We start from the raw sequence: 22,147 nt of genomic DNA, 5'->3' as shown, positions 1-22,147 counted from the left end.
CGGGGTGTTCGGGGTGTTCGGGGTGTTCGGGGTGCACCGGCACCGGATACCAGCACGCGGCCTCGTGCGGCTCAGGGCGCTCAGATCGCTCAGAGCTCTCAGGGCGCTCAGATCGCTGGTCCCGCTCGCGCGCCGCCCGCAACCCCCGCAGCGCGGGCCTCTGCTCCCCGCACCGCTCGTCGGCGTAGGAGCAGCGCGGCTGGAAGGTGCAGCGGTCGGGCTGTTCGGTGAGGCTCGGCACCAGCCCGGGGATCTCCTGGAGCCGCCCCCGCTCGCCCTCCGCCCGGTTCCGGCCGGGCACCGGCACCGCGCCGAGCAGCCCGCGGGTGTACGGATGGCGGGGTGCGCCGAACAGCTCGTCCACCGGGGCCTGTTCGACGCCCCGGCCCGCGTACATCACCAGCACCCGGTCGGCGATGTCGGCGACCACGCCCAGATCGTGGGTGATCAGCACGATCGCGGTGCCGAGCCGCTCCCGCAGGGACTGCAGTACCTCCAGGATGCCCGCCTGCACGGTGACGTCGAGCGCGGTGGTGGGCTCGTCGGCGATGAGTACGGCGGGGTCGCAGGCGATCGCGATGGCGATCATCACCCGCTGGCGCATTCCGCCGCTGAGCTGGTGCGGATAGTCGCGGACCCGCTGGGCGGGGGCGGGGATGCCGACGAGGTCGAGCAGGTCCACGGCCCGTTCGCGCGCCTCCCGGCGGCCGATCCCCTGATGGCGCCGTAGGACCTCGCCGACCTGGCGGCCGATGGTGAGGACGGGGTTCAGCGAGGTCATCGGCTCCTGGAAGATCATCGCGATCTCCCGGCCGCGGACGTCCCGCAGTGCGCTCTCGTCCGCCCCCACCAACTCCCGTCCGCCCAGCCGCACGGAGCCGCCGACGCTCGCGGTGGGCGGCAGCAGCCCCATGACGGCGGTGGAGGTCACGGACTTGCCGCAGCCCGACTCGCCGACCACGGCCAGCACTTCACCGGCGGCGACGTCGTACGACAGCCCGTCCACCGCGTGCACCACGCGGGTCGGGGTGCGGAAGACCACGGACAGGTCCCGGACACTCAGGGCAGAAGTCGTCGTGGGCGTGGTCATCGGCTGTCTCCCTGGGGGTCGAGGATGTCGCGCAGCCCGTCCCCGAGCAGATTGAACGCCAGCGTCGCGGCGATGATCGCCAGGCCCGGGAAGACCGCCATCCAGGGCGCGGCGGCGATGTACGCCTGGGCGCTGGAGAGCATCACCCCGAGCGAGGGGGACGGCGGCTGGACGCCGAGGCCGAGGAAGCTCAGCAGCGCCTCGCCGATGATCGCGGTGGGGATGCCCACGGTGGCCTGGACGGTCAGCGCGGACAGGGCGCCGGGGAGGATGTGGCGGAAGAGCACGGTGCCGTCCCCGCCGCCATTGGCCACCGCCGCCGCCACGTAGTCCAGGTGCTTGAGCCGCAGCGTCTCCGCCCTGGTGATCCGGATGACGGCCGGGATCTGCGAGACGCCCACCGCGATCGTGGCGTTGAGCAGGGACGGCCCGAGGATGGTGGCCAGGCCCACCGCCAGCACCAGGAAGGGGAAGGCGAGCAGGGTGTCGGTGAGCCGGGAGACCACCGAGTCGGCGAACCGCCCGTAGTAGCCCGCGAGCAGCCCGAGCGGCACCCCGGCCGCGAAGGCCAGCGCCACCGCGAGCAGCCCGATCTGCAGCGAGGCCCGCACCCCGTACACCACGCGCGAGAGCTGGTCGCGGCCCAGGTCGTCGGTGCCCAGCCAGTGGGCCCAGCCCGGTTCCTGGAGGGCGGCGCCGAAGTCCGGCCGGGCCGGGTCGTACGGCGCGATGAGCGGTGCGCACACCGCGATCAGCACCAGGACCGCGGCGGCCACGGCCCCGGTGAGGGCGAGCTTGTTGCGGGTCAGCAGCCGCAGCCGGGACAGCGGGGCGAGCGGGGCCCGCTCGCGCTCCTCAGCGGCGGGAAGTTCGGTGGCGGCGGCGCTCACTGGACACCTCCGAGCCGGATACGGGGGTCGATCACCGAATAGGCCAGGTCCACCAGGAGGTTGACGACGATGTACGCGGTCGAGGTGAACAGCACCACGCCCTGCACCATCGCGTAGTCGCGGGAGAAGACCGCGTCGATGGTGAGCTTGCCGAACCCCGGCAGGACGAAGATCTGCTCGGTGACCACCGCGCCCGAGATGAGGTGCCCGAGCTGCAGCCCGAGCACGGTCACCACGGTGACCAGGCTGTTGCGCAGCGCATGGCCCATGATCACCTGGCGCCGGGAGAGCCCCTTGGCGCGCGCCGTGCGGACGTAGTCGGCGGACAGCGAGCCCAGCATGGCCGCGCGCGTCTGCCGCATCACGACCGCCGCCAGACCGGAGCCGAGGACGATCACCGGGAGCACCATATGGCGCAGGTTCTCCATCGGGTCCACGCCGAACGGCACGAAACCGGAGGCGGCGAAGACCGGGACGGCGATGGCGAAGGCGAGGACGAGCACGATGCCGAGCCAGAAGGCGGGCACCGAAAGCCCCAGCAGCGCCACCGCGTTGACCAGCCACTCCTCGGGACGGCCGCGCCTGACGGCCGCCACCACCCCGGCGCCCACACCGACCACGACCGCGAGCAGCAGGGCCAGGGCGGACAGTTCGAGGGTGACGGGCAGCGCCTCCATCACCGAGTCCAGCACCGGCAGCCCGGTGCGCGAGGAGACCCCGAGGTCGCCGGTGGCGGCGTGCCGCACATAGCGCGCGTACTGGACCACGATGTTGTCGTCGAGCCCGTAGCTCTCGCGGATCTGGGCGATCGCCTCGGGTGTGGGCTCCTCCCCGGCCAGCGCGGTGGCGGTGTCGCCGGGCAGCGCCCGTACCCCCGCGAAGACCACGACGCTCACCAGGAAGAGGGTGATCAGCGATTCGCCTGCCCGGCGGATCGGATACGACATCAGCTCCCTCCCCTCACGTATCCGGCGTCCTTCACCCGGATCAGCCCGTCGCCGAAGACCTTCAGCCCGGCGATCTCCTTCGTCACGGAGACGTAGTTGGTGGGCTGGATCAGATAGAGCACGGTGTGCGCGGCGCGGACGCGCTCCAAGAGCCGGGCGTAGATCTTCTTGCGGGCGGGCTTGGCCGCGGTGGCGCCGCCCTCGGCGATCAGCCGGTCGATGGCCGGGTCGGAGAGCCCGCTGTAGTTCTGGGCGCCGCCGGTGCCGGTGAACACGTCGATGTTGCCCGCCGGGTCGAGCCGCCCCGACCAGTTGGTGGTCGCCGCCTGGAAGTCGCCCGCGCGGGAGTGCTCCAGGCCGGTGGCGAACTCGGTCGGGTGCAGGCTCACCGCGAAGCCCGCCTCCTTGGCCATGGCCTGGATGACCTGGCCCAGCCGGTTGTCCTCGGGGGTGGTGCTGATCTGCAGCCGCACCCGGACCGGGGTGGCCACCTTGGCGGCCCTGAGCAGCCGCTTGGCCTTGGCCAGGTCGCGGGCCGGGCAGCGGGACCCGGTGGCGTAGGGGGTGCCGGAGGGGAGCGGGCCGCAGGTGGGGCGGTAGCGGCCCTGGAAGACGATGGTGTTGATCAGTTCGCGGTCCAGGGAGAGGTCGAACGCCTCGCGCACCCGTACGTCCCGCGCGACCGGGGTGTTGATCCGGCCCGGCGGTGCCCCGGCGCCCTTGGTGTTGCCGATGTTGAGGGTCAGTCCGTAGTAGCCGAGCGAGGGGGAGTGGAACAGCTGGAGCCCGGGTTCGGTGAGCGCCCGGCCCACCTGGACCGGGTCCATCTGGTCGCCCACCTGGATGTCGCCGGACTGCAGATTCGCCAGCCGTACGCTGCCGTCGGTGATGGTGCGGTAGACCACCCGCCGCAGGTGGACCGCGTCGGCGTCGTAGTAGTTCGGGTCCTTGTCCAGCACGATGCGGTCGCCCACCACCCGCTCGGTGTAGTGGAACGGGCCGACGCAGGTGGGGTGGCTCGCGAAGTCCTTGCCGTACCGCTTCAGCGCCGTCGGGGACATCACCATGCCCGCGCGGTCGGCGAGCAGCGCGAGCAGCGGGACGTACGGCTTGGTCAGCCGCAGCCGTACGGTGTCGTCGCCGACCGCCTCGACGGAGGTGACGGGCTTCAGCTCGCTCGCGCGCACCGAACCGGTCAGCGTCCGGTGCCGGTCGAGGGAGGTCTTGACCGCCTCGGCGTCCATGCGGGTGCCGTCGGCGAAGCGGACGCCGTGCCGCAGCCTGATGGTGACGGTGCGGCCCCCGTCGCTCGTCGTGGGCGGGGCGGCGGCGAGCTGCGGTACGAACCGGTTCGCGGCGTCGACGTCGTACAGCTTCTCGCACATCGCGGCGAACACCGTCCGGCCCACGGCGGTGCTGGCCAGGGAGGGGTCCAGCTTGTCCGGGTCCGATTTGAGGGCGACGGTGAGCGTTCCGCCGTCGCGTGCGGGCCGGGGGTCGGTCATCCGGTCGGCGCCCACCTCGGCCGCGGGGGAGGCCAGGGAGGCACAGCCCGCGGTGGCGGCGGCGACCAGCACGCCCAGCGCCCGGGCGGCGCGGGTGGCGGCGCGCGGTCGGTGGCGAGTGGTGGGTGGGGGCCGGTCGCTGGGTCCGCTCGTTCTTTGGCGCATGGCGGGGTGCCTCACTGCTGGGGACGTTCGGGGCGCGCGCTGCGGTGCGGCCAGGATGGCGCAGGGACAGCAGTTGGTCCACTGGTCGGACCAAATCGATGTCGGCAGACGCTAGCGTGCGGACCCGGCGGCTCCGGTTGCCCGCCCGTCACCACCTGGTTAAATCCGCCCGCGGCGGCGGCTGGGCGGAGGAGGGGCCGACACCGGGTGGACGCAGGGGTGACGCCCGTCGGGTGTGAGACTCTGGACCACCGGCCGGACCGGAAAGCGCAGAAGGCCGAAGGCGGAAGAACGAAGCCCGCAGAAGCCTGTACAAGGCCGGGGAAAGCTGAAGCCGAAGAAGGCTGGAGAAGGCCGAAGCGAGTTGGAGAAAGCTGAAGAAGGCGGAGGAAAGCCGGGAGATGGACTGGCGGCAACTGCGGCACTCCACCCTGTCGAGGCCGGACGCCCTGGCCGTCGGCCTGGAGCGGCTGATCCTGAGCGGAGAGCTCGCGCCCGGTTCCCGCGTCCCCCCGGAGCGGGAGCTCGCGGAGAGCCTTGGGGTCTCCCGGGGCTCGGTCCGCGAGGCGCTGCGCGCCCTCGCCTCGCGCGGACTGGTCGCCCGGCGCCCCGGCTCCGGCACCGTCGTGCTCGACCCGGGGGCCACTCCGCGCGGCGACGTGCTGGCCTCGGGGCTCGCTGCCACGGCGGAGCTGCTGCAGGTCATGGAGGTGCGTGCGTGTATCGAGCCCTCGGTGACCGCGCGGGCCGCCCGCCGCGCCACCCCCTCCGACATCGTCCAGCTGCACGCCCTGCTGGACGCGATGCGACGCGAGCCCACCCGGCAGGAGTTCACCGACCTGGACCGCACCTTCCACCGCGCCATCGCCCAGTACACCCGCAACCCCCTGCTGCTGCGGCTGCTGGACCGGGTCTACGAGATCGGCGAGCCGGGGCGGCGCAAGACCTCGCTGTCCGCCGCCCGCCGGCGCGCCACCATCGAGGAGCACCAGGCCATCCTGGGAGCGATCGAGGCCCGTGACCCGGAGGCGGCCCGGGCGGCCTCCGAGGCGCATCTGGACTCGGTGCTGCACCGGATCGAGGAGCAGCGGAAAAAATCTTCGGACGGGGATGTCGACGGTGTCGAGAACGCGGGACCGGCTCCGTCCCTGGGGTGAGCGCGACCACAATGGGTCGCATCCGCACCAAGGAGAACCACGATGGCCAAGTACCTGCTGCTGAAGCACTACCGCGGCGCCCCGGCTCCGGTGAACAACGTGCCGATGGACCAGTGGACGCCGGAGGAGATCTCGGCGCATGTGCAGTACATGAACGACTTCGCGGCCCGGCTGGAGAAGACCGGCGAGTTCGTCGACGGTCAGGCGCTCGCCCCCGAGGGGTCGTGGGTGCGGTACGACGGTGAGGGGCGCCCGCCGGTCACCGACGGCCCGTTCGCCGAGACCAAGGACCTCATCGCGGGCTGGATGGTGATCGACGTCGACAGCCACGAGCGCGCCGTCGAGCTGGCCGGTGAGCTGTCCGCCGCTCCGGGGAAGGACGGGAAGCCGATCCACGAGTGGCTGGAGGTGCGCCCGTTCCTGGCCGCCAAGCCCAGCACCACGGAGTGCTCCTTCAAGTGACGCGGATGGACGAGGCCCTGATCAGGAGCCTCACACCGGGCGTGCTCGGCGTCCTCGTCCGCCGCGGAGCCGACTTCGCGGCGGCCGAGGACGCGGTGCAGGACGCGCTGATCGAGGCGGTTCGGGTCTGGCCCGCCGACCAGCCGAGCGATCCGAAGGGCTGGCTGATCACCGTCGCCTGGCGCAAGTTCCTCGACGCGCGGCGGGCGGAGACCGCCCGCCGGCGGCGTGAGGACCTCGTCGAGGAGGAACCGGCGCCCGGGCCCACGGCCTCGGTGGACGACACGCTGCGGCTCTACTTCCTCTGCGCCCATCCGTCGCTGACGCCGTCGTCCGCCGCCGCGCTCACGCTGCGCGCGGTCGGCGGCCTCACCACCCGCCAGATCGCCCGGGCGTATCTGGTGCCCGAGGCGACCATGGCGCAGCGCATCAGCCGGGCCAAGCGCACCGTCTCCGGGGTGCGGTTCGACCAGCCCGGCGACGTCGCCACCGTGCTGCGCGTGCTGTACCTGGTCTTCAACGAGGGCTACTCGGGCGATGTCGACCTCGCCGCCGAGGCCATCCGCCTCACCCGGCAGCTCGCCGCCGCGATCGACCACCCCGAGGTGGCGGGGCTGCTCGCCCTGATGCTGCTCCACCACGCCAGGCGCGACACCCGGACCGCGCCCGACGGGAGTCTGGTGCCGCTCGCCGAGCAGGACCGCTCCCGGTGGGACACCGAAGCGATCACCGAAGGGGTGGAGATCCTTCAGGCGGCGCTGGCCCGCGACCGGCTGGGCGAGTTCCAGGCCCAGGCCGCCATCGCGGCCCTCCACGCGGACGCGCCCACCGCGGACGAGACCGACTGGGTGCAGATCGTGGAGTGGTACGACGAGCTGGCGGACCTGACCGACAGCCCGGTCGTCCGGCTCAACCGGGCGGTGGCGGTCGGTGAGGCCGACGGCCCGCGCGCCGGGCTGGCCGCGCTCGCGGAACTGGACGCGTCGTCCGCTGGCTCGTCGGGCGGGGGATCCCCCCTGCCCCGCCGCGCCGCGGTGGCGGCGTACCTCCACGAGCGCGACGGGGACGTGGCGACGGCGGCCCGGCTGTACGCGGAGGCCGCCCACCAGGCGTCCAACCTCGCCGAACGCGACTACCTGACCCGCCAGGCGGCCCGGCTCAACACCGGCCGGTCCCACTGACGGGCCGTATCAACGCCTCGTCGGCTCACGGGCGGACGAACTGGTCGGGCTTGCCCTGCGGCCAGTTGACGGTGAGCTTCTGGCCGTCACCGCTGACCACGGCATGGCCGCCGGAGACGGTCTCGCCCTGGCAGCTCAGGGTGACGGCCATGCTCGAGTTGATCGTCCCGGGGCAGGACTTGCCCTGATACCCGATGCTGAGGGAACTGCCCGACACGGTCATGACGACCGGTTTGCCGTTCGGGTCGCGCACCGTGGAGTACCACGTGCCCTGGACGCTCGCCGGGGCACCCGGGCGGGCCGGCGGGGCCTGCGTCTTCGGGGGCGTGTGACGCGGGGCCGGAGTGCTGCCTTCGGCGGCGCGGGTGGCCCGGGGGGTGGTCGGGCTCCCGCCGGGCTTCTTGGCGGGCTTCGTACGGCTCGGGCTGGGGCTCGCACTGGTGGGCGTGGCGGACGCGGTGCCGTGTTTCGCGTCGTCCCCCTTGTGGGCGGTCACCGGCTTGTCGGTGGCGCCGTGCGATGAGGCGCCCTTGTCGTCGTCCTTGCCGCAGCCGGTCAGCGCCAGAGCCAGTACCGCGACGGCCACGGTGGCGGCCGCATTCATTTTCCGCACGAGAATCCCTGATATTCCTGAGTGAAGGGGGAAGGCATGAGGGAAGATCCTGACAGGCGGATGCGCCGAAGCTCCACAGATTTTGGAGATGTTCTCCAGGAAATGTTTACTGGAATCCGGATCAGTTCCCCGTGGCGCTCTCTCTCGGCGACTTCCCCGCGCGGTCGCCGTACGGCACCGGGCCGACGGTCCACCGCCGCGAGCAGCCGGGTGAACACGGGTGAACACGGAGTTAAGTGCGCCGGAAAACGCGGTTACGGCGATGTCGCCATTCCTTGTGCGCGGTCCTTCGGATGACGCGGTGACCTGCGATTGCGGAAAACTGGCGGAAAAGTCGCGGGGAACTGGGGAATTCCCGGGGCAACCGCTTGCCGTCCGGCACGGTCTACCGGGGCGAACGGAAACACCACATAGCCGATAGCTCCGCCGCCGGTGACCGGACCGCGCTTTCTCGCCGGTCCGATCGGCACTAATCGTACGCAGGGCCATCTCCCTATGCGCAGGTACCGGACCATGACCGCTACGGCCACCCTCGCTCTCGCCCTGGGGGGAGCCGCGCTCGCGGTGCCCACCGCCCAGGCGGCCCCGGCGACCTCGGGCTCTCTCGTCCACGAGGACGGCGAGCTCTGGTACAAGGCCGCCGCGGGACAGAAGAACGATCTGACGGTCTCCGAACAGATCGTCAGCCGTGGGGAATTCGAGTCGTATGACGTCCTCACCTTCCGCGACCAGGGTGACATCACCGTCGATCCGGAGGCGGCGAACTGGGACGAGTGCACCTACCCGACCGCGGGCGATCACACCGTCGCCCAGTGCGCGGTGGAAATCCCGCAGAACTCCGACGACTCCGATGACTTCGACGTCGATCTCGGTGACGGCGACGACACCGCGAAGATCGACCCCAATGGCTCGGCCTACGCTGGAATTCACGGCGGCACCGGCGATGACGTCCTCCAGGGCAGCGCCGCGCCCACGTTCTACGGCGCGGACGGCAACGACACGATCGACGGTGGCGGCGGGGTCATGGGCTTCGGCGCCTACGGCGGCGACGGTGACGACACCATCACCAACTGTGCGCAGGAATGCCACGGTGGTGCCGGGAACGACACCATCACCGGTGGCTCCGGGGACAACATCCTGCGCGGCGACGCCGGAAATGACATCCTCCGCGGAGGCAAGGGCGGGCGCCGACGAGAGCTACGGCGGCGAGGACGACGACGAGCTGTACGGCGAGGAGGGCGACGACACCCTCTTCGGCAACAGCGGCGACGACGTGCTGTGGGGCGGCCAGGGCAATGACACCCTCTCCGGCGGCCCGGGCACCAACGAGGTCCACCAGGACTGAGTCCGGGCAGGGCCAGATCCGACCAGCTCCCTCCAGGGCCGGGGCTCCCCTCAGGCAGGGCCCCGGCTTCGCCCGTCCACCGCCACCCCGGCCTAGACCGCCTCCCCGTCCCCGTCCGACAGGGACCGCAGATGGGTGCGGCGCCCGTCCTGGTCCAGGATGCCCAGGGCTTCGGCGGGTCCGCCGTGCGCTCCGAAGGTGTGCGGGATCATCGTGGAGAACTCCGCCGCCTGTCCGGTCTCGACGACGATCCTCCGATCCCCCAGCACCAGCGTGACGGCCCCGGACAGGACCGTGAACCAGTCCCTGCCCGGATGGACCTTCAGCGCTTCGGCGCTGGTCGGAGCCGGTTTGGTGAGGCGGAGCTTGGCCACGATGACCCCGGGCTGCCGGTTCAGCATCCAGGTGGTCAGCCCGCGCGCCGCGTCATGCTGCGGCCGGATGATCACGTCATCGTCGGCGGTCGACTCCACCAGCTGATCCAGGCTGGTCCCCAGGGCTCGCGCTATCGCGCTCAACTGATCGAGACCGATCCGTCGATGCCCCGTTTCGATCCGGCTCAGCGTGGACGGGCTCAGGTAGCAGCGGGCGGCCAGCTCGTCCAGCGACCAGCCCATGGCCGAACGCAGTCCCCTGATCCGCTTGCGAACGAGGGCGTCGAGGGCGCTGTCCTCTTGCGTCATACGCAAGATGGTATGTCGCTGAAGCAACGCCCACTTACGCTCGCAACATGACGGACCACCACCACGAGCACGACCATGAGCACCAGCACGGCTCCGCCGGGGCGGACGACTCGAGCTGGGGCGAACTCCTGGATCTCGACGCCGAAGTCCTGCACGGCTATCTGTCCGAAGTGACGTCCCAGCTGGCCCAGTTGACGCGGAACGACCCACCCCGCCGCATCCTCGACCTGGGCAGCGGCACCGGTACCGGCACCCTCGCCCTGCTCCAGCGCTTCGAGGGCGCCGAGTCGATCGCCGTCGACCGGTCCCCTGACCTCCTGGAGCATCTGCGGAACAAGGCCCGCACGCGCGGAGCCGAGGACCGGGTGCGCACCGTCCAGGCGGACCTGGACGACGCATGGCCGGACTTCGGCCCCGTGGACCTGGTGTGGGCGTCGGCGTCCGTCCACCACCTCACCGACCCCGACCGGGGCTTGCGCGAGATCTTCGAGCGGCTGCGCCCCGGCGGTCTCCTGGCCCTGATCGAGATGGCGGGCTTCCCGCGCTTCCTCCCCGATGACGTGGGCCGGGGGCGGCCCGGCCTGGAAGCCCGCTGTCACGCCGTACAGGCCCAGGAGCACGCCGAGCGGATGCCGGAGCTGGGCTCCGACTGGGGCCCTCGCCTCTCCCGCGCCGGATTCGCCATCGCGGCGGAACGCCCCTTCGCCATCGATCTGCGGCCCCCGCTCCCCGAACCCACCGGCCGTTACGCCCAGGCGTTCCTCCGCCGGATGCGCTCCCATGTGGCGGACCGCCTGAGCCCCGACGACCTGGCCACCCTCGACCACCTCATCGACAGCGACGGCCCGGACGGAGTGCTGCGACGCGGCGATCTCACCGTCCGTGCCGAGCGCACCCTGTGGGCCGCCCGCCGCCCGTGACCCGTCAACGGGCCGGCGGAAGCCCGAGGAAGTCGGCGAGCTGTTCCACCGTGTGGTCGAAGAACTCATCGGCGGGGTCCACGCTGCCGACGAACTGACCGAACAGCTCGAAGCTCAGCATCCCGAACAGCTGCGTCCACACCACCATGCCGCGGTTGAGCGTCTGCGGCGGCAGATCCGGCGCGATCCGCTCACCATCCGGCGTGACCTGCTCGCCCAGCGCCCGCAACTGACCGGCCAGCCCCTCGGTCAGCGGCGGGCCCTCGAACGCGGGCGAGGGGTTCGTCTCCCGCAGGATCCTGATCAGGACCATGGGCACGCGCGCCGCCGAGGCGACCGTGTCCTGCGGGGCGGCGTACCCCGGGATCGGTGAACCGTAGATCAGGGCGTACTCATGCGGATGGGCCCGCGCCCACGCCCGGACCGCGTGGCACGCCCTGCGCCAGCGCTCCCGCGGTGCGCCCTCCTCCGCGGCCTTCTCCGCCCGCTCGCCCACCGCGTCGTACGCGTCGATGATCAACGCGGTGAGCAGTTCGTCCCTGCTGGCGAAGTAGCGGTAGAGGGCCGATGACACCATGCCCAGCTCCCGGGCGACCGAGCGCAGGGAGAGTTTCAGGGCGCCATCCACCGCGAGCTGACGCCGGGCCTCGTTCTTGATCTCCTGCGTGAGCTCCGCCCGGGCCCGGTCCCTGGCTGTCCGACTGGCGTTCATGCCGATCAGTGTGCCATGAGCGAGAGCGGCGCACGATTCCGAGAGCACTGCTCTTGACGTGGGGTGGGATTCGGTGTTCAGTGATCTCAACAGAGAGCAGTGCTCTCGCCCGTCTGGAGTCGAAGAGGGATGACATGACCGAGCTCCGCAACCTCAAGCCCGGCAGGTTCGACAGGGTCTTCAACGGCCTCGCCAGGCGCCTGACGAAGATCGGCATCGGCCTGGCCGGGAGCCAGCTGCTGGCCGTCCGCGGCCGCAAGAGCGGCGAGTGGCGCACCACCCCGGTCAACCCGCTCACGCTGCGCGGCGAGCGCTACCTCGTCGCCCCGCGTGGCCACACCCAGTGGGTGCGCAATATGCGGGCGGCGGGCGGCGGCGAACTGCGGCTGGGCCGCAGGGTGGAGCCGTTCACCGCCGTCGAGGTGGAGGACGGTGCGAAGCCGGAGATCCTGCGGCTGTATCTGAAGAAGTGGGCGTGGGAGGTCGGCCGCTTCTTCGACGGTGTCGACGCGCGGTCGAGCGATGAGGAGCTGCTGGAGATCGCGCCGGGATTCCCGGTATTCAGGATCGGCGCGCCGAGGTGACCCGCGGTTCGCGTACCTGACGACCACGGATACGCAGCCGCCAACCGCCGTGACCGGCACCGTCTTTGACTTCACTCATGAGTGATGCATAACTGTTCGCCGCACGTCGTGAAGGTGTGGAGGCATTCGGTGGGTGAACCAGAAGTGGCGGACGAGACGATCCCGGAAGGCGCGATACCCGAGGACGCGAAAGCGACGGACGGGGAAGCGCGCTGCCCCCTGGGCGACTTCCCGTTCGCCGCCGAGCACCCCCTGGAGCCCCCGGAGGAGTGGGCGGCGCTCCGGGCTGAGGGATGCCCGATCCCGGAGCTGACGCTGCGCACCACCGGCGCCCCGGTGCGCGTCCTGACCCGGTACGAGGATGTGCACGCGATGCTGTCCGACCCCCGCTTCCCCCGGGACGTGAGCGAGGCGGGCCCGGACGGGACCGGCACCGGCGAACGGCACCAGCGCTGGCGGCGCCTGTTGGCCCAGACCCTCACCGCCAAGCGGGTCGCCGCGCTCCGCCCCCGGATCGTCACCATCGGCCACGCCCTGGTGGACGCGATGGAAGCCGGGCCGAAACCCGCCGACCTCTGGGCGGACTTCGCGTATCCCTTCCCGGTACGGGTCATCGGCGCCCTGCTGGGCGTGCCGGAGCCGGACTGGGACCGCTTCGCGTACCGGTCGGGCGCCCTGTTCGGCGGGGACCGCTACGGCGCGGGGGAGACCCGCGCCGTCCGCGAGGAGCTTCTGGCGTATCTGGGCGAGCACATGGCCAGGACCCGGAGCGCACCGGGAGACGACCTCCTCAGCAAGCTGATCGAGATCACCGACGCCGCCGACCCCCGCCCGCCCGAGGCGGTCCTGGTGCAGATCATGCGCGGCCTGATGCACGCTGGCCACGAGACCACGTCCAGCGTGATCGGAAAGCTGGTCCCGGTGCTGCTCGACGACCGTGCCCGCTGGCAGCGCCTGCTGGACGACCGCTCGCTGATCCGCCCGGCCGTCGAGGAGTTGCTCCGCTTCGACGTCAACCGCGGCCCGGGCATGCCGCGATATCTCACGGAGGACCTCGAACTGGGCGGCGAGGTCATCCCCAGGGGCAGCACCACCGTGTCGGTCGTCGCCTCCGCCAACCGCGACGAGCGGATGTTCCCCCACCCTGACCACCTGGACCTGACCCGCACCCCCAACCGCCACCTCGCCTTCGGCGCGGGCGCCCACTCCTGCGTGGGCCAGGCCCTGGCCCGCGCCGAACTGCACATCGCCCTGGACGTCCTCCTGGACCGCCTCCCCGGCCTCGCCCTCGCCGTCCCGTCCGCCGAACTGGCGCGCCGCGCCGGGGTGCTCACGGACAGCTTCGAGCGGGTCCCGGTGGTGTGGTAGCGCCCGAGCCCCGGCGACCGCCCGTCAGCCGCCAAGAAGCCACAGAAGGGTGACCGTACCGGCGAACCCCACCGCACCGAGGCCGGTTCCGACCACGGCGATCCACAGCCGCCCGGCCCCGCGGCGGGCGTGGTGCACACCCATGGCCCCGAGAACGATGGCGAGCGGTCCGGCGATCGCCGCCCACGGAAGCACGACAAACACGAACGCGGGCACCCACGCACCCACGGCGGCGAACACACCGAGAACAAGCGCGGTGGGCCCCAGTGCGACGGCGGGCGAGTCACTTCGGCCGGACACGGTCGATTCGGACATGGCCTGCTCCCTGGCGGGATAGGTTCCCGTTCCGTACTGATCGTAACGACGGGGGCGCCCTTGGCCATGGGTTTTCGCCCCGCCTCTGCGCATGGACTTCCCTATGCCTGCTCGCCGTGGGACCTGGGCTCGGGCACATCGGCGTCCACCGGCCCCAGCTTCGGGCGCTTGGCGGTGCGGCCGTCGCCTGAGGAGCGGCCGCGGAGGCGGCGGGTGAGCCAGGGGCCGAGGAAGGCGGCGGTCCAGCGGAGTTCGCCGGTGGCGGCGCGCCACCCGGTGGGTGCGGGCGTCGCGGGCGGGGGCAGCGGGTGGCTCCAGGTGTCGTCGGCGCCGGGGAGGCCGAGGGTGTGGGCGAGGGCGGCGGCGATCCGTTGGTGGCCGAGGGGGCTGGCGTGGAGGCGGTCGCGGCTCCACAGCCGGGGATCGGTGACGACGGGGTGGTGGCCGGTCTCGGCGACGGTGACACCGTGGCGCCGGGCCGCTTCGCGGATGCGCTCGTTCACGGCGGTGACGCGCGGGGTGAGGGGGCGCGCCAGGGGGCTGATACGGGCGGGGTCGGGGAAGGTGAGCGTGGCGACGTGGGCGCCCTGCGCGGTGAGCGCGGCGAACATCGCCTCCAGGTGGTGGGCGACGTGGTCGGCGTCGAAGCGGGGGCGGAGGAGGTCATTGACCCCGGCGACGACCGTGGCCAGGTCGGGGCGGAGGGCCAGGGCGGGGGCCAGCTGCTCCGCGTGGACCTGCGCGGCGAGGCGGCCCCGTACGGCGAGATTGGCGTAGGTGAGGCCGGGGTTGGCGCGGGCGAGGTGTTCGGCGAGGCGGTCGGCGAACCCGCGCAGCCCCGTGGTGTCGTCGCCGTCGCCCAGCCCTTCGGTCTGGCTGTCGCCCAGCGCGACGTAGCGGCCGTACGCCGTGTCAGTGTCGGGCATGGTGGTGCCGCCTCTCTCGCAGGACGGTGATCGTGCGCTCGCACCAGTCGCGGTTGCCCTGTTCGAGCGCCAGGCCGCGCAGACAGGTCAGATACGGGCCGATGCGGTGGCCGTGGCGCAGGAACTCCTCCTCCGTACGGTCACCGCGCATCTTGCGCAGCAGCTTGCCGAAGAGCTGGATCTTGGCCTCGGCGAAGGTGGCACGCTCGCTGAGCTGGGCGATCAGGGTTTTCTTGTCGACGTGATCGGCGGCCTGGACCTTGACGAGCAGGTCGTCGCGGATGAAGGACGGCTTGGCGAACGCCGCCGTGAACTCCTCCAGCTCCGCGAGCCCGGCATCGGTCACCTGGAACAGCCGCTTGGTCGGGCGGGTCTCCTGGACCACGGACCGGCCCGCGATGAGCCCGTCCTTCTCCAGACGGGTCAGCTCGGCGTAGAGCTGCTGTGGCTGGGCGTGCCAGAAGTTGGCCACGCCGATGTCGAACGCCTTGGTCAGCTGGTATCCGCTGAGCTCCCCGTCGAGCAGTGCCGCCAGTACGGCGTGCCGTAGGGCCATGGGATCGCCTCCTTCACGCATGCCGCCGTGCCTCCGCGCAGCCGCCTCCGTGGCGCCGTCGTGCCTCTGTTGCCCGGCACGCCGCCATGATAGTCATGAAAATGAGTACTCACATCCATGACTATGAGAGAAGGCGTGACTGCGCGATGACCACTGCCGACCGTTTCCGTACCGCCATCGACAACCGGGACCTCGCGGCCCTGGACGACCTGTTCACCGAGGACATCCGCTTCTACAGCCCCGTCAAGTTCACCACCTTCGAGGGCAAACCGATGGTGCTGGGCCTCTTCGGGGTCCTGCTGCGCACCTTCCAGGACTTCCGCTACATCGGCGACCACACCGGCACCGCGCAGACCAGCACCGACGGCACATCCGCCGCGTCGGCGGTGCTGCTCTTCCGCACCAGGGTCGGCGACAAGGAGATCCACGGCATCGACCTGCTGCACTTCGCCGACGACGGCCGCATCAAGGAGTTCACGGTCATGGTCCGCCCCCAGTCCGCCGTCCACGCCCTGGGTGAAGCGGTCCTCACCGGACTGGTCGAAGACGGCCTCGCACCGGTCCCGACGCCCTCCGGTCCGCAGCGGGCCTGAGCAGCCAGCTGGAGCGGCGGACGCCGAGCCGGGCGTCCCGATAACTCACACCTCGCCGCCGAAGAAGACCCGCACCTCCCGGATGAGCCCGTCCCGCACGGTGATCGCCTCGACATTGCGGTACCGGCCGCCCGTCGTGAGCTCGTACTCGTAGTACACGAAGACGAGTTCCTGGTCTGCGGGCGTGACGCGCAGCATCCGGTGCTCCGTGAATCGGCTGGCGGTCGGAAAGCACTCCTCGAAGAACGCCGCCCTGTCGATGTGGTCGTCCCGGGGGCTGGTGAACGTGAAGTCGTCGGCGTAAAGGGGGAGGGCCGCCTCGCGGTCCTGCGACCGGTAGTGGCGGAACGCCGCCTCAACGACGCTTGCCGGGTCTTCGTTCATTCGACCTCCACGGTGTTCATTCGACCTCCACGGTCGGACGGTTGGCTCTGCCCCGTGGTTCAGCCCTTCAGGATGCCCGCGGAGCGGGCCGAGTCGAGCCACAGCGGGAATTCCTGGAGTAGCTGATCGTAGAGGGCGGCGTCGGAGAGGCTCTTCGGTTTCGGTCCGGCGGCGAAGAAACCGGCGTTGTCGACGATGCGCCGGTCCGGCACCGGCAGGTCGTCGAGTTTCCGTAGAAAACGGAATTCGTCATCGCCGAATCCGATGAACTGCCAGAAGATGGGCAGCCTCGCGGCCGTGCACAGCACGTGCTCCGTCGCCGTCTTGGACGTGGGGGAGCCATCGGTCTGGAAGACGACGAAAGCCGGATCGTCGGCCCCGGACGCCTGGTAGTGGTCGATGACGGCCTGCATGGCGACGTGGTAATTGGTACGGCCCATGCGGCCCAGCGAGTCATGCAGGGGGTTGATCCGGTCCTGGTAGGCGTCGAGGCTGATCTCGGCCGTTCCGTCGATGTCCGTGGAGAAGAAGATGACGGGCACGACCCCGTCGTCATCGAGGTTCGCCGCGAGCGCGAGTGTCTGCTCCGCCAAGTGCTGCACGGATCCGTTGCGGTAATAGCGGCGCATGCTGCCGGAGCGGTCCAGCACCAGGTACACCGCGGCCCGTTGGCCACCGGCAGCGTGCTTGGCCAGGGAGACCGCCACGGTCTTGTAGAGACTGACCAGCCCTGGAGCCTGGGCGGCGACCTTTTCCAGACTGATCGCGGGAGCCGGCCCGATCGCGGGGGCCGATGCCTCGGGCCGCTTGTGGTAGTCGATTCTCGGGCGCTTGCTGTAATCGATGGCCATGGCGGTGATTGTCCTCCACCTGATGAAACGGGAAATCGGTCCTGCCGCGAGACCAGCCTTACCCAAAAGACGCCGGACGCGCCGCCGGAACCGTAGTGCTTATGCCACCTCGATGCCGTACTCCCGCACCAGTTGCACCAAACCGTCCGGATATCCCTTGCCCCCCAGCACAAAGTCCCAGTCGCCGTTGGCGCGGCGCCGGAAGGACCCCAGGACCAGGGCGGTCTCGTGCGGACGGCCGTCAGAGACCTCGAGGCGGCCCAACTCCGCCAGGGACGAATCCAGCAACCGGATATGGGCATCGGCGAAGCCGGACAGATCGGCGTCCGGGTTGGCTTCCGGATCGACTGCCGCGACAAGCACGAAACGGTCAGCCGTCTCGGGCAGCGCCTCGAAGCACACGCGGATCGCCGCCTTGTCCGGCGGAGCGGCCGTCAGCGCGGATACCGAGCCGTCCGGCGTCCGGGTGTTGTTGAAGAAGACGAAGTGGCGGTCGCTCAGGACGCGGTCGCCCTTGCAGACGAGCGCGCACACATCCAGCGCGACATCGCCGCACCAGGACATGCCCAGCACGTTGTAGCTGTCCGACTGGGGCGCGGAATCCGATGGCGCCGCCGGAGCGTGGGCCGTCCCGTGGTCTGTTCCCAGACGGCCGCGGAGCCCGTGCCGACGCAGCAGGTCAACTAGCTCGGCACCCGAGATGAGCTCCAGCGGCTTGCCGTTGGCAAAGGTGCGCGAGCCGGGACCGAATCCCGATGTGGTGACGAGGACGCCCTTGTTCGCTCCGACGTCCTGAACCGTTCCGTACAGATCGCGTACGGCGGTCGGGGGCACGGTGGTGCGGTACCGCTTCACCTGCACGACGATCTTGCCGCCCCGGATGGGAGTGGGGTCGAGCGCGTCGACGTCCACTCCACCGTCGTTCGAGCGCTGGGTCGTGACCGCCTGCATCCCCATGGCGCGGAAGAGCTCCGCGACAAGCGACTCAAACGCGATCGGATCCATCTCGTACAGATCCGGTTCCGCGTCGCCGCCATGAGTGACGACATGGTCCCCGACATCCTGTGGCCTGCGGCTCGGCCGCACCGCACCGAGTTGATCGGGCCGGGCGGACAACTGCCCGCGGAGCCCGTCGACCAGGCAGCTCACCGCGTCCACCTGTGCCAGCTGCAGATCGGTGAACACGGACCGCCGGACCATGACGGTGGCCAGGGTGATATGCGCCCGCTGCCCCGTCGCAGGATCGTGGTCGTCCACGAATCCGTTCAGCGCCACGGAGTCAAGTGCCCGGTACTCGTCCGCCGCGAAGAGGTCACGCAACACTAGTAGCAGGCATTGCGCCAGGACATCCCGGTACAGCGCCCGACGCTGACCCACCGGTCGCGGAGTCTCCTTGTCCTGGTCGACAGTGGGCATGTACCGCACCGACTTCACTTCCGGAACGATGTCCAACCCCGGTAGCCCCCAGTCGAGTACCAACTGTCGCGCCGCCGGGTCGTAGGCCGCGGAGAGCTGCCGTGGAAAGCCCTCCGGCCATGCGCTCGAGGCGTAGAGAGCCGCCGAGAAGTACTCCACCACGGCTTCGGCGTCGCCCCGGCGGACCCCCGCGGTCACCTCGGCGACACCGGCGTTGTGCCCACGGACCTCCGCGCGCTGGGCGTCGGCCCACCGGTCGTACTCCCGCTGTGCCGTCGCCAGCCGTTGCTGGCGTTGGGCTTCCGCGTCCTGCGCGGCGTGCCAGTCACGTTCGAACCGAGCGCGCGCTTCGGCTTGCGCCTGCGCCCGCCGGGCCGTGGTCCAGCCGCCCTGCGCCTGGTACTGATGCGGGTGCGGCATCGGCACGGGAACAGCGAGTGGACCCGGCTGGAAGGGCTCGACCGCCTCAGAGCGCAGCAGTGCGGTGGATCTGAACGCCGGGGCACGGCAACCCGTGGCGAGCAGTGCCTGTAAGGACTGAACCCGGGCTTCCAGTTCCTCGGTCTGCCGCCTGGCCTCCGCGTGCCGGTACTCGCGGTGGCTCTGAATCGCCTGGCGCTGGTAGGCGCGTGCCTGTCGCTCCTCTGCCCTGAGCTGCCTGGCCCGCGCCTCCGATTGGCGCTGCTGCTGGCGCTGCACCTCAGCCCAGACCCCGACGAATCCACTGGAGCGACGACTCATGCGCCAGGCCTTCCCCCGTATGCCGACGGCGTCGGCCGATGAACCCTGCTTACTCCCACAACCAGCAGTAATGAAATGACTTTATACAGAAACAACCCTCTTGCCCATCCACCTGTCAGAGACGGCCCCTTTCGCGTTCATTGGGGACGGTGGGAGCCCGGCTTGCGCGTGGCGAGGTATCTGCGCCCCGCCGAGAGCGTGTTGAGGGTCCGGGGCGACCCGCGCAGGGGGTCGGCCAGGGCATCCGTCATCGCGAGGAGGCAGCGGGGGTCCACCGAACGGGCGGAGAAGTACGTCGTGGCGAAGGCGAGCTGCCCGGTGAATACGCGCTCGTCGTCGACGAATACGGCCGCGGCCAGCGAATCCAGCAGCCGGCCCAGGAACTCGGTGCCCTCCTCGTGTTCCCAGGCCGGACTGGCCGAGGTGGCCGGGATACAAGGGGTGCCAGGGGTGCCCGGGGTGCCCGGGCGATCCCGTAGGCCGGGGAACACATCGCGCAGCGCATGCGCCAAGTGCGCCAGCAGTTCGGGCCGTCGTCTGACGAGTGCCGCGTACTCCTCCACGGCACCGGCCCGGACCGACGACTCCCCGCACCGCACCGGCGGCCAGTGGTGAAGCAGCGCTTCCGCCGCGCCGCGGGCGTCGGGCGCGTACAGGTCCGCGCCCAGCGCGTGCGCCCATACGCCCCCGGGGCCGAAACCCGTGCCGCCCGTGATGACGGGGACACCGGCGCATCTGCAGGTCTCGATCTGCCGGTGCGCGAGCGGAAGGTTGAACGTCAGGGTGCAGGAGAGGGCGACCACGTCGGGGCCGTTCTGATGGACGTCCGAGAGGAGTTCGTGCGGAGAGACCGAGCCGCCGAGCGCGCGCACCCGGAAGCCGCGCAGCCGCAGCACCTCGGCGAGGATGTGGGAGGGCAGCACATGCCATTCGCCGTCGACGCACGCCACCAGCACATGGCCCGGTGAACCGCCGCTCCTCCCGGCCGTACGGGCGGCGGACGCGACCGCGTCCACCGCCAGCCTGCTGACATGGGTGGCCGCGTGCTCCCGCGCCACCGTCCACTCGCCGGACTCCCATCTCTCACCGACCCTCACCTGGGCCGGGGCCACCAGCCCGAGCAGTACGTCCTCCGCGCTCACACCGCTCGTCACCAGACCGACGGCCAGCTCCAGCGCTCCGCCCTCGTCCGCGTCGGCGAGGCGGGCGTCGAAGTCCGCCCGGACGGCGTCGGTGATCCCGGTGACACTCATGGGCTCCCGGGCTCCCTGGTGCTCGCGGGCCCGCCGGGGCCCTCGCCCGCCGATCCGCCGGGGCCGCGGGGGCCGCGGGGGCCGCCGGGGCCGCCGGGGGCGCCGGGGCTCCCGGGCTGATGGTGCGATGGTGAGCCATGCCGGGGAGGCGCTGGAAGCGTTCGTGGAGGTGCTTGAAGCGTGAGGACGGAGATGTCGTCGTGCGGGCGGCCGGCGAGCCATTCGGTCGTGAGGAGCTCCAGCCGCTCGGCGACCGACGGCGCCTGCATGCCGACACAGCCTGCCAGCGCGTCGACGAGGCGTTCGTCGCCGTATATCTCCCGCCCGCTCATCCCGCCCCGTGCCTCGGTGAGCCCGTCGCTGTAGAGAAGCATCAGCTCACCGGGTCCGAGGCGGATCTCCCTGCGGCCGAAACTGGGATCGGGCACCGCCCCGACCAGCATGCCCCCGCAGACGATCTCCGTCACCCTTCCGTCGCCACGGAGCACGAGCGGGGAGAGGTGGCCGCCGCTCGCGATCTCCACCTGTACCGAGCCGTCGTCGCAAGGCCGCGCGGAGCCCGTGACCAGGGTCGTGAAGCGGTGCCCGGCGCTGATCACGAGGTCATTGAGCAGCCGCAGGTCACCCAGGGGATCGGGCCCCCTCTTGACCTTGGCAAGGGTGCGCAGGCTCTGCCGTATCTGCCCCGCCAGCACCGCGGCCTCCGCACCCTTGCCGGACACATCGCCGAAGAAGAACGTGACCCCGCCCGCGGGGCAGGGGGCCACGTGGTAGTAGTCGCCGCTGATGCGCAGGGCCTCCGCGGCCGGCCGGTAGGCGGCGCCGAGCCTGAGGCCGTCGGCCACCGGCAGCGGCTCCGGAGCCATGCTGGCCTGCAGGACGGCGATGGTGTGGGCCTGCTGCGAGTAGAGCGCCGCCGTCGCCAGCGCGAGTCCGGCCCTCACGGCGAACTCGTGCGCCAGCTCGATGTCCGCGTCATCGAAACGGGGGCGCTCCGGGCCGCGCAGCATGATCAGCGCACCGGCCGGTACGCCGCCCGCGGCGAGCTGGACCACCAGCGCCTCCTCGCCGCGAACCAGCTCACCGGGCATGACGTCGTCGAGCGCGGCCATCTCGCGGGGGCGTATGACGGCGGGGCGCGGCTGGAGGCCGTAGAGCGCGTCCGCGACCTTGGGCACCCGCTCGAGCGTTGCGACCGCCACCTCCCCGGCGGACCTGGCATCGCCCGGACCCGCCCGGTGCCAGTGCGTACGCCGTCCGCTCGCGGGCAGGACGACCACGGACGCGTCCGCCAGTTTCGGGATCACCATCTCGACGAGCGCACGGACGGTACGGCCGTGATGGAGCGACGCGCCCAGCCGCCGGGCGGTCTCCTCAAGGAAGGCGGACCTGTCGCGCTCGTCGAAGAGCGCGGCCTCCACGAGACCCAGCAACTGGCTCAGCTGTGCCGGGGCGCGGCCCCAGGTACCCCCGCTGCCGCCGTCCGTCAT

At 71.2% G+C, this 22,147-nt stretch carries 23 protein-coding genes and 1 pseudogene; 9 read left to right on the top strand and 15 right to left on the bottom strand.

The features are described from left to right. From VT50_RS35015 to VT50_RS35000, 4 genes are all read right to left on the bottom strand, one after another. Positions 1-1,090 (bottom strand): ABC transporter ATP-binding protein (locus VT50_RS35015; RefSeq protein ID WP_240529431.1); only part of this gene is annotated, 1,090 nt, incomplete at its 3' end. Further along, positions 1,087-1,917: an ABC transporter permease gene (locus tag VT50_RS35010; RefSeq protein ID WP_046086926.1), complete on the bottom strand. Its 831-nt coding sequence runs from the start codon at positions 1,915-1,917 to the stop codon at positions 1,087-1,089. The genes VT50_RS35015 and VT50_RS35010, both read right to left, overlap by 4 nt. A gap of 59 nt (positions 1,918-1,976) precedes the next feature. Continuing rightward, a complete protein-coding gene (locus tag VT50_RS35005; RefSeq protein ID WP_046086887.1) occupies positions 1,977-2,927 on the bottom strand; it encodes an ABC transporter permease in 951 nt (316 codons plus the stop codon). Then, complete coding sequence (locus tag VT50_RS35000; protein ID WP_206269537.1) at positions 2,927-4,597, bottom strand: ABC transporter substrate-binding protein; 1,671 nt, start codon at positions 4,595-4,597, stop codon at positions 2,927-2,929. The genes VT50_RS35005 and VT50_RS35000 overlap by 1 nt, the downstream gene beginning before the upstream one ends. A 401-nt stretch (positions 4,598-4,998) precedes the next feature. On the opposite strand from VT50_RS35000, the gene VT50_RS34995 reads away from it, so the two are divergent. The 3 genes from VT50_RS34995 to VT50_RS34985 are packed head-to-tail and all read left to right on the top strand — an operon-like array spanning position 4,999 to position 7,397. After that, positions 4,999-5,754, top strand: a complete 756-nt coding sequence (locus VT50_RS34995) for a FadR/GntR family transcriptional regulator (protein ID WP_046086888.1) — start codon at positions 4,999-5,001, stop codon at positions 5,752-5,754. Positions 5,755-5,796: 42 nt separating this feature from the next. Then, positions 5,797-6,216, top strand: coding sequence for a YciI family protein (locus VT50_RS34990; protein ID WP_046086889.1), 420 nt, complete (start codon positions 5,797-5,799; stop codon positions 6,214-6,216). Positions 6,217-6,221: 5 nt separating this feature from the next. Then, on the top strand, positions 6,222-7,397 hold the full coding sequence (locus VT50_RS34985; RefSeq protein ID WP_046086928.1) for an RNA polymerase sigma factor: 1,176 nt from the start codon (positions 6,222-6,224) through the stop codon (positions 7,395-7,397). A 25-nt stretch (positions 7,398-7,422) separates the two neighbouring features. Here the strand turns inward: VT50_RS34985 and VT50_RS34980 are convergent, their stop codons facing one another. Further along, positions 7,423-8,001, bottom strand: coding sequence for a hypothetical protein (locus VT50_RS34980; RefSeq protein WP_046086890.1), 579 nt, complete (start codon positions 7,999-8,001; stop codon positions 7,423-7,425). A gap of 504 nt (positions 8,002-8,505) precedes the next feature. Here VT50_RS34980 and VT50_RS41205 point away from each other — a divergent pair. After that, a pseudogene (locus tag VT50_RS41205) lies at positions 8,506-9,147 on the top strand (calcium-binding protein); the annotation flags it as partial. Positions 9,148-9,166: 19 nt separating this feature from the next. Then, entirely contained in the window at positions 9,167-9,355 is a 189-nt protein-coding gene (locus VT50_RS41495; protein WP_276207363.1) for a hypothetical protein, read from the top strand. Positions 9,356-9,447: 92 nt separating this feature from the next. Here the strand turns inward: VT50_RS41495 and VT50_RS34970 are convergent, their stop codons facing one another. Continuing rightward, complete coding sequence (locus VT50_RS34970) at positions 9,448-10,038, bottom strand: helix-turn-helix domain-containing protein (RefSeq protein ID WP_046086891.1); 591 nt, start codon at positions 10,036-10,038, stop codon at positions 9,448-9,450. A 47-nt stretch (positions 10,039-10,085) separates the two neighbouring features. Here VT50_RS34970 and VT50_RS34965 point away from each other — a divergent pair, with 47 nt between their 5' ends. Beyond that, positions 10,086-10,958, top strand: a complete 873-nt coding sequence (locus tag VT50_RS34965) for a class I SAM-dependent methyltransferase (RefSeq protein ID WP_046086892.1) — start codon at positions 10,086-10,088, stop codon at positions 10,956-10,958. Positions 10,959-10,962: 4 nt separating this feature from the next. Here the strand turns inward: VT50_RS34965 and VT50_RS34960 are convergent, their stop codons facing one another. After that, positions 10,963-11,670 carry a TetR/AcrR family transcriptional regulator gene (locus VT50_RS34960; RefSeq protein ID WP_046086893.1) on the bottom strand — a complete coding sequence of 236 codons (708 nt, stop codon included), beginning with the start codon at positions 11,668-11,670 and terminating at the stop codon, positions 10,963-10,965. A gap of 134 nt (positions 11,671-11,804) precedes the next feature. Between VT50_RS34960 and VT50_RS34955 the strand changes: the two genes are divergently transcribed. Together VT50_RS34955 and VT50_RS34950 are read left to right on the top strand one after the other, a co-directional pair. Beyond that, complete coding sequence (locus VT50_RS34955; RefSeq protein WP_046086894.1) at positions 11,805-12,254, top strand: nitroreductase family deazaflavin-dependent oxidoreductase; 450 nt, start codon at positions 11,805-11,807, stop codon at positions 12,252-12,254. Between the two features lie 129 nt (positions 12,255-12,383). Further along, positions 12,384-13,622: a cytochrome P450 gene (locus tag VT50_RS34950; protein WP_240529430.1), complete on the top strand. Its 1,239-nt coding sequence runs from the start codon at positions 12,384-12,386 to the stop codon at positions 13,620-13,622. 24 nt (positions 13,623-13,646) lie between these two features. Here the strand turns inward: VT50_RS34950 and VT50_RS34945 are convergent, their stop codons facing one another. The 3 genes from VT50_RS34945 to VT50_RS34935 form a co-directional block, all read right to left on the bottom strand. Beyond that, positions 13,647-13,937 (bottom strand): hypothetical protein, encoded by a 291-nt coding sequence (locus tag VT50_RS34945; RefSeq protein ID WP_046086895.1) that lies wholly within the window; start codon positions 13,935-13,937, stop codon positions 13,647-13,649. Positions 13,938-14,038: 101 nt separating this feature from the next. Continuing rightward, a complete protein-coding gene (locus VT50_RS34940; protein ID WP_046086896.1) occupies positions 14,039-14,863 on the bottom strand; it encodes an SGNH/GDSL hydrolase family protein in 825 nt (274 codons plus the stop codon). Next, positions 14,850-15,419 carry a PadR family transcriptional regulator gene (locus VT50_RS34935; protein WP_046086897.1) on the bottom strand — a complete coding sequence of 190 codons (570 nt, stop codon included), beginning with the start codon at positions 15,417-15,419 and terminating at the stop codon, positions 14,850-14,852. Before VT50_RS34935 ends, VT50_RS34940 begins: the two co-directional genes overlap by 14 nt. Before the next feature lie 146 nt (positions 15,420-15,565). Between VT50_RS34935 and VT50_RS34930 the strand changes: the two genes are divergently transcribed. Then, entirely contained in the window at positions 15,566-16,012 is a 447-nt protein-coding gene (locus tag VT50_RS34930; RefSeq protein ID WP_046086898.1) for a nuclear transport factor 2 family protein, read from the top strand. Positions 16,013-16,057: 45 nt separating this feature from the next. Here VT50_RS34930 and VT50_RS34925 read toward each other — a convergent pair whose 3' ends face one another. From VT50_RS34925 to VT50_RS34905, 5 genes are all read right to left on the bottom strand, one after another. Beyond that, positions 16,058-16,396, bottom strand: coding sequence for a nuclear transport factor 2 family protein (locus tag VT50_RS34925; RefSeq protein WP_046086899.1), 339 nt, complete (start codon positions 16,394-16,396; stop codon positions 16,058-16,060). Positions 16,397-16,455: 59 nt separating this feature from the next. Beyond that, positions 16,456-17,247, bottom strand: a complete 792-nt coding sequence (locus VT50_RS34920) for a vWA domain-containing protein (protein ID WP_078840748.1) — start codon at positions 17,245-17,247, stop codon at positions 16,456-16,458. Positions 17,248-17,346: 99 nt separating this feature from the next. After that, positions 17,347-19,404 (bottom strand): restriction endonuclease, encoded by a 2,058-nt coding sequence (locus VT50_RS34915; RefSeq protein WP_206269536.1) that lies wholly within the window; start codon positions 19,402-19,404, stop codon positions 17,347-17,349. A 137-nt stretch (positions 19,405-19,541) separates the two neighbouring features. Further along, positions 19,542-20,657: a cobalamin B12-binding domain-containing protein gene (locus tag VT50_RS34910; RefSeq protein WP_046086900.1), complete on the bottom strand. Its 1,116-nt coding sequence runs from the start codon at positions 20,655-20,657 to the stop codon at positions 19,542-19,544. After that, positions 20,654-22,147 carry a PP2C family protein-serine/threonine phosphatase gene (locus VT50_RS34905; protein WP_240529429.1) on the bottom strand — a complete coding sequence of 498 codons (1,494 nt, stop codon included), beginning with the start codon at positions 22,145-22,147 and terminating at the stop codon, positions 20,654-20,656. Before VT50_RS34905 ends, VT50_RS34910 begins: the two co-directional genes overlap by 4 nt.

The organism is Streptomyces antioxidans, assembly GCF_000968685.2.
GTDB lineage: Bacteria > Actinomycetota > Actinomycetes > Streptomycetales > Streptomycetaceae > Streptomyces > Streptomyces antioxidans.
The sequence above is the reverse complement of the archived record's forward strand: the minus strand, read 5'-3'. Positions and strand labels throughout refer to the sequence as shown.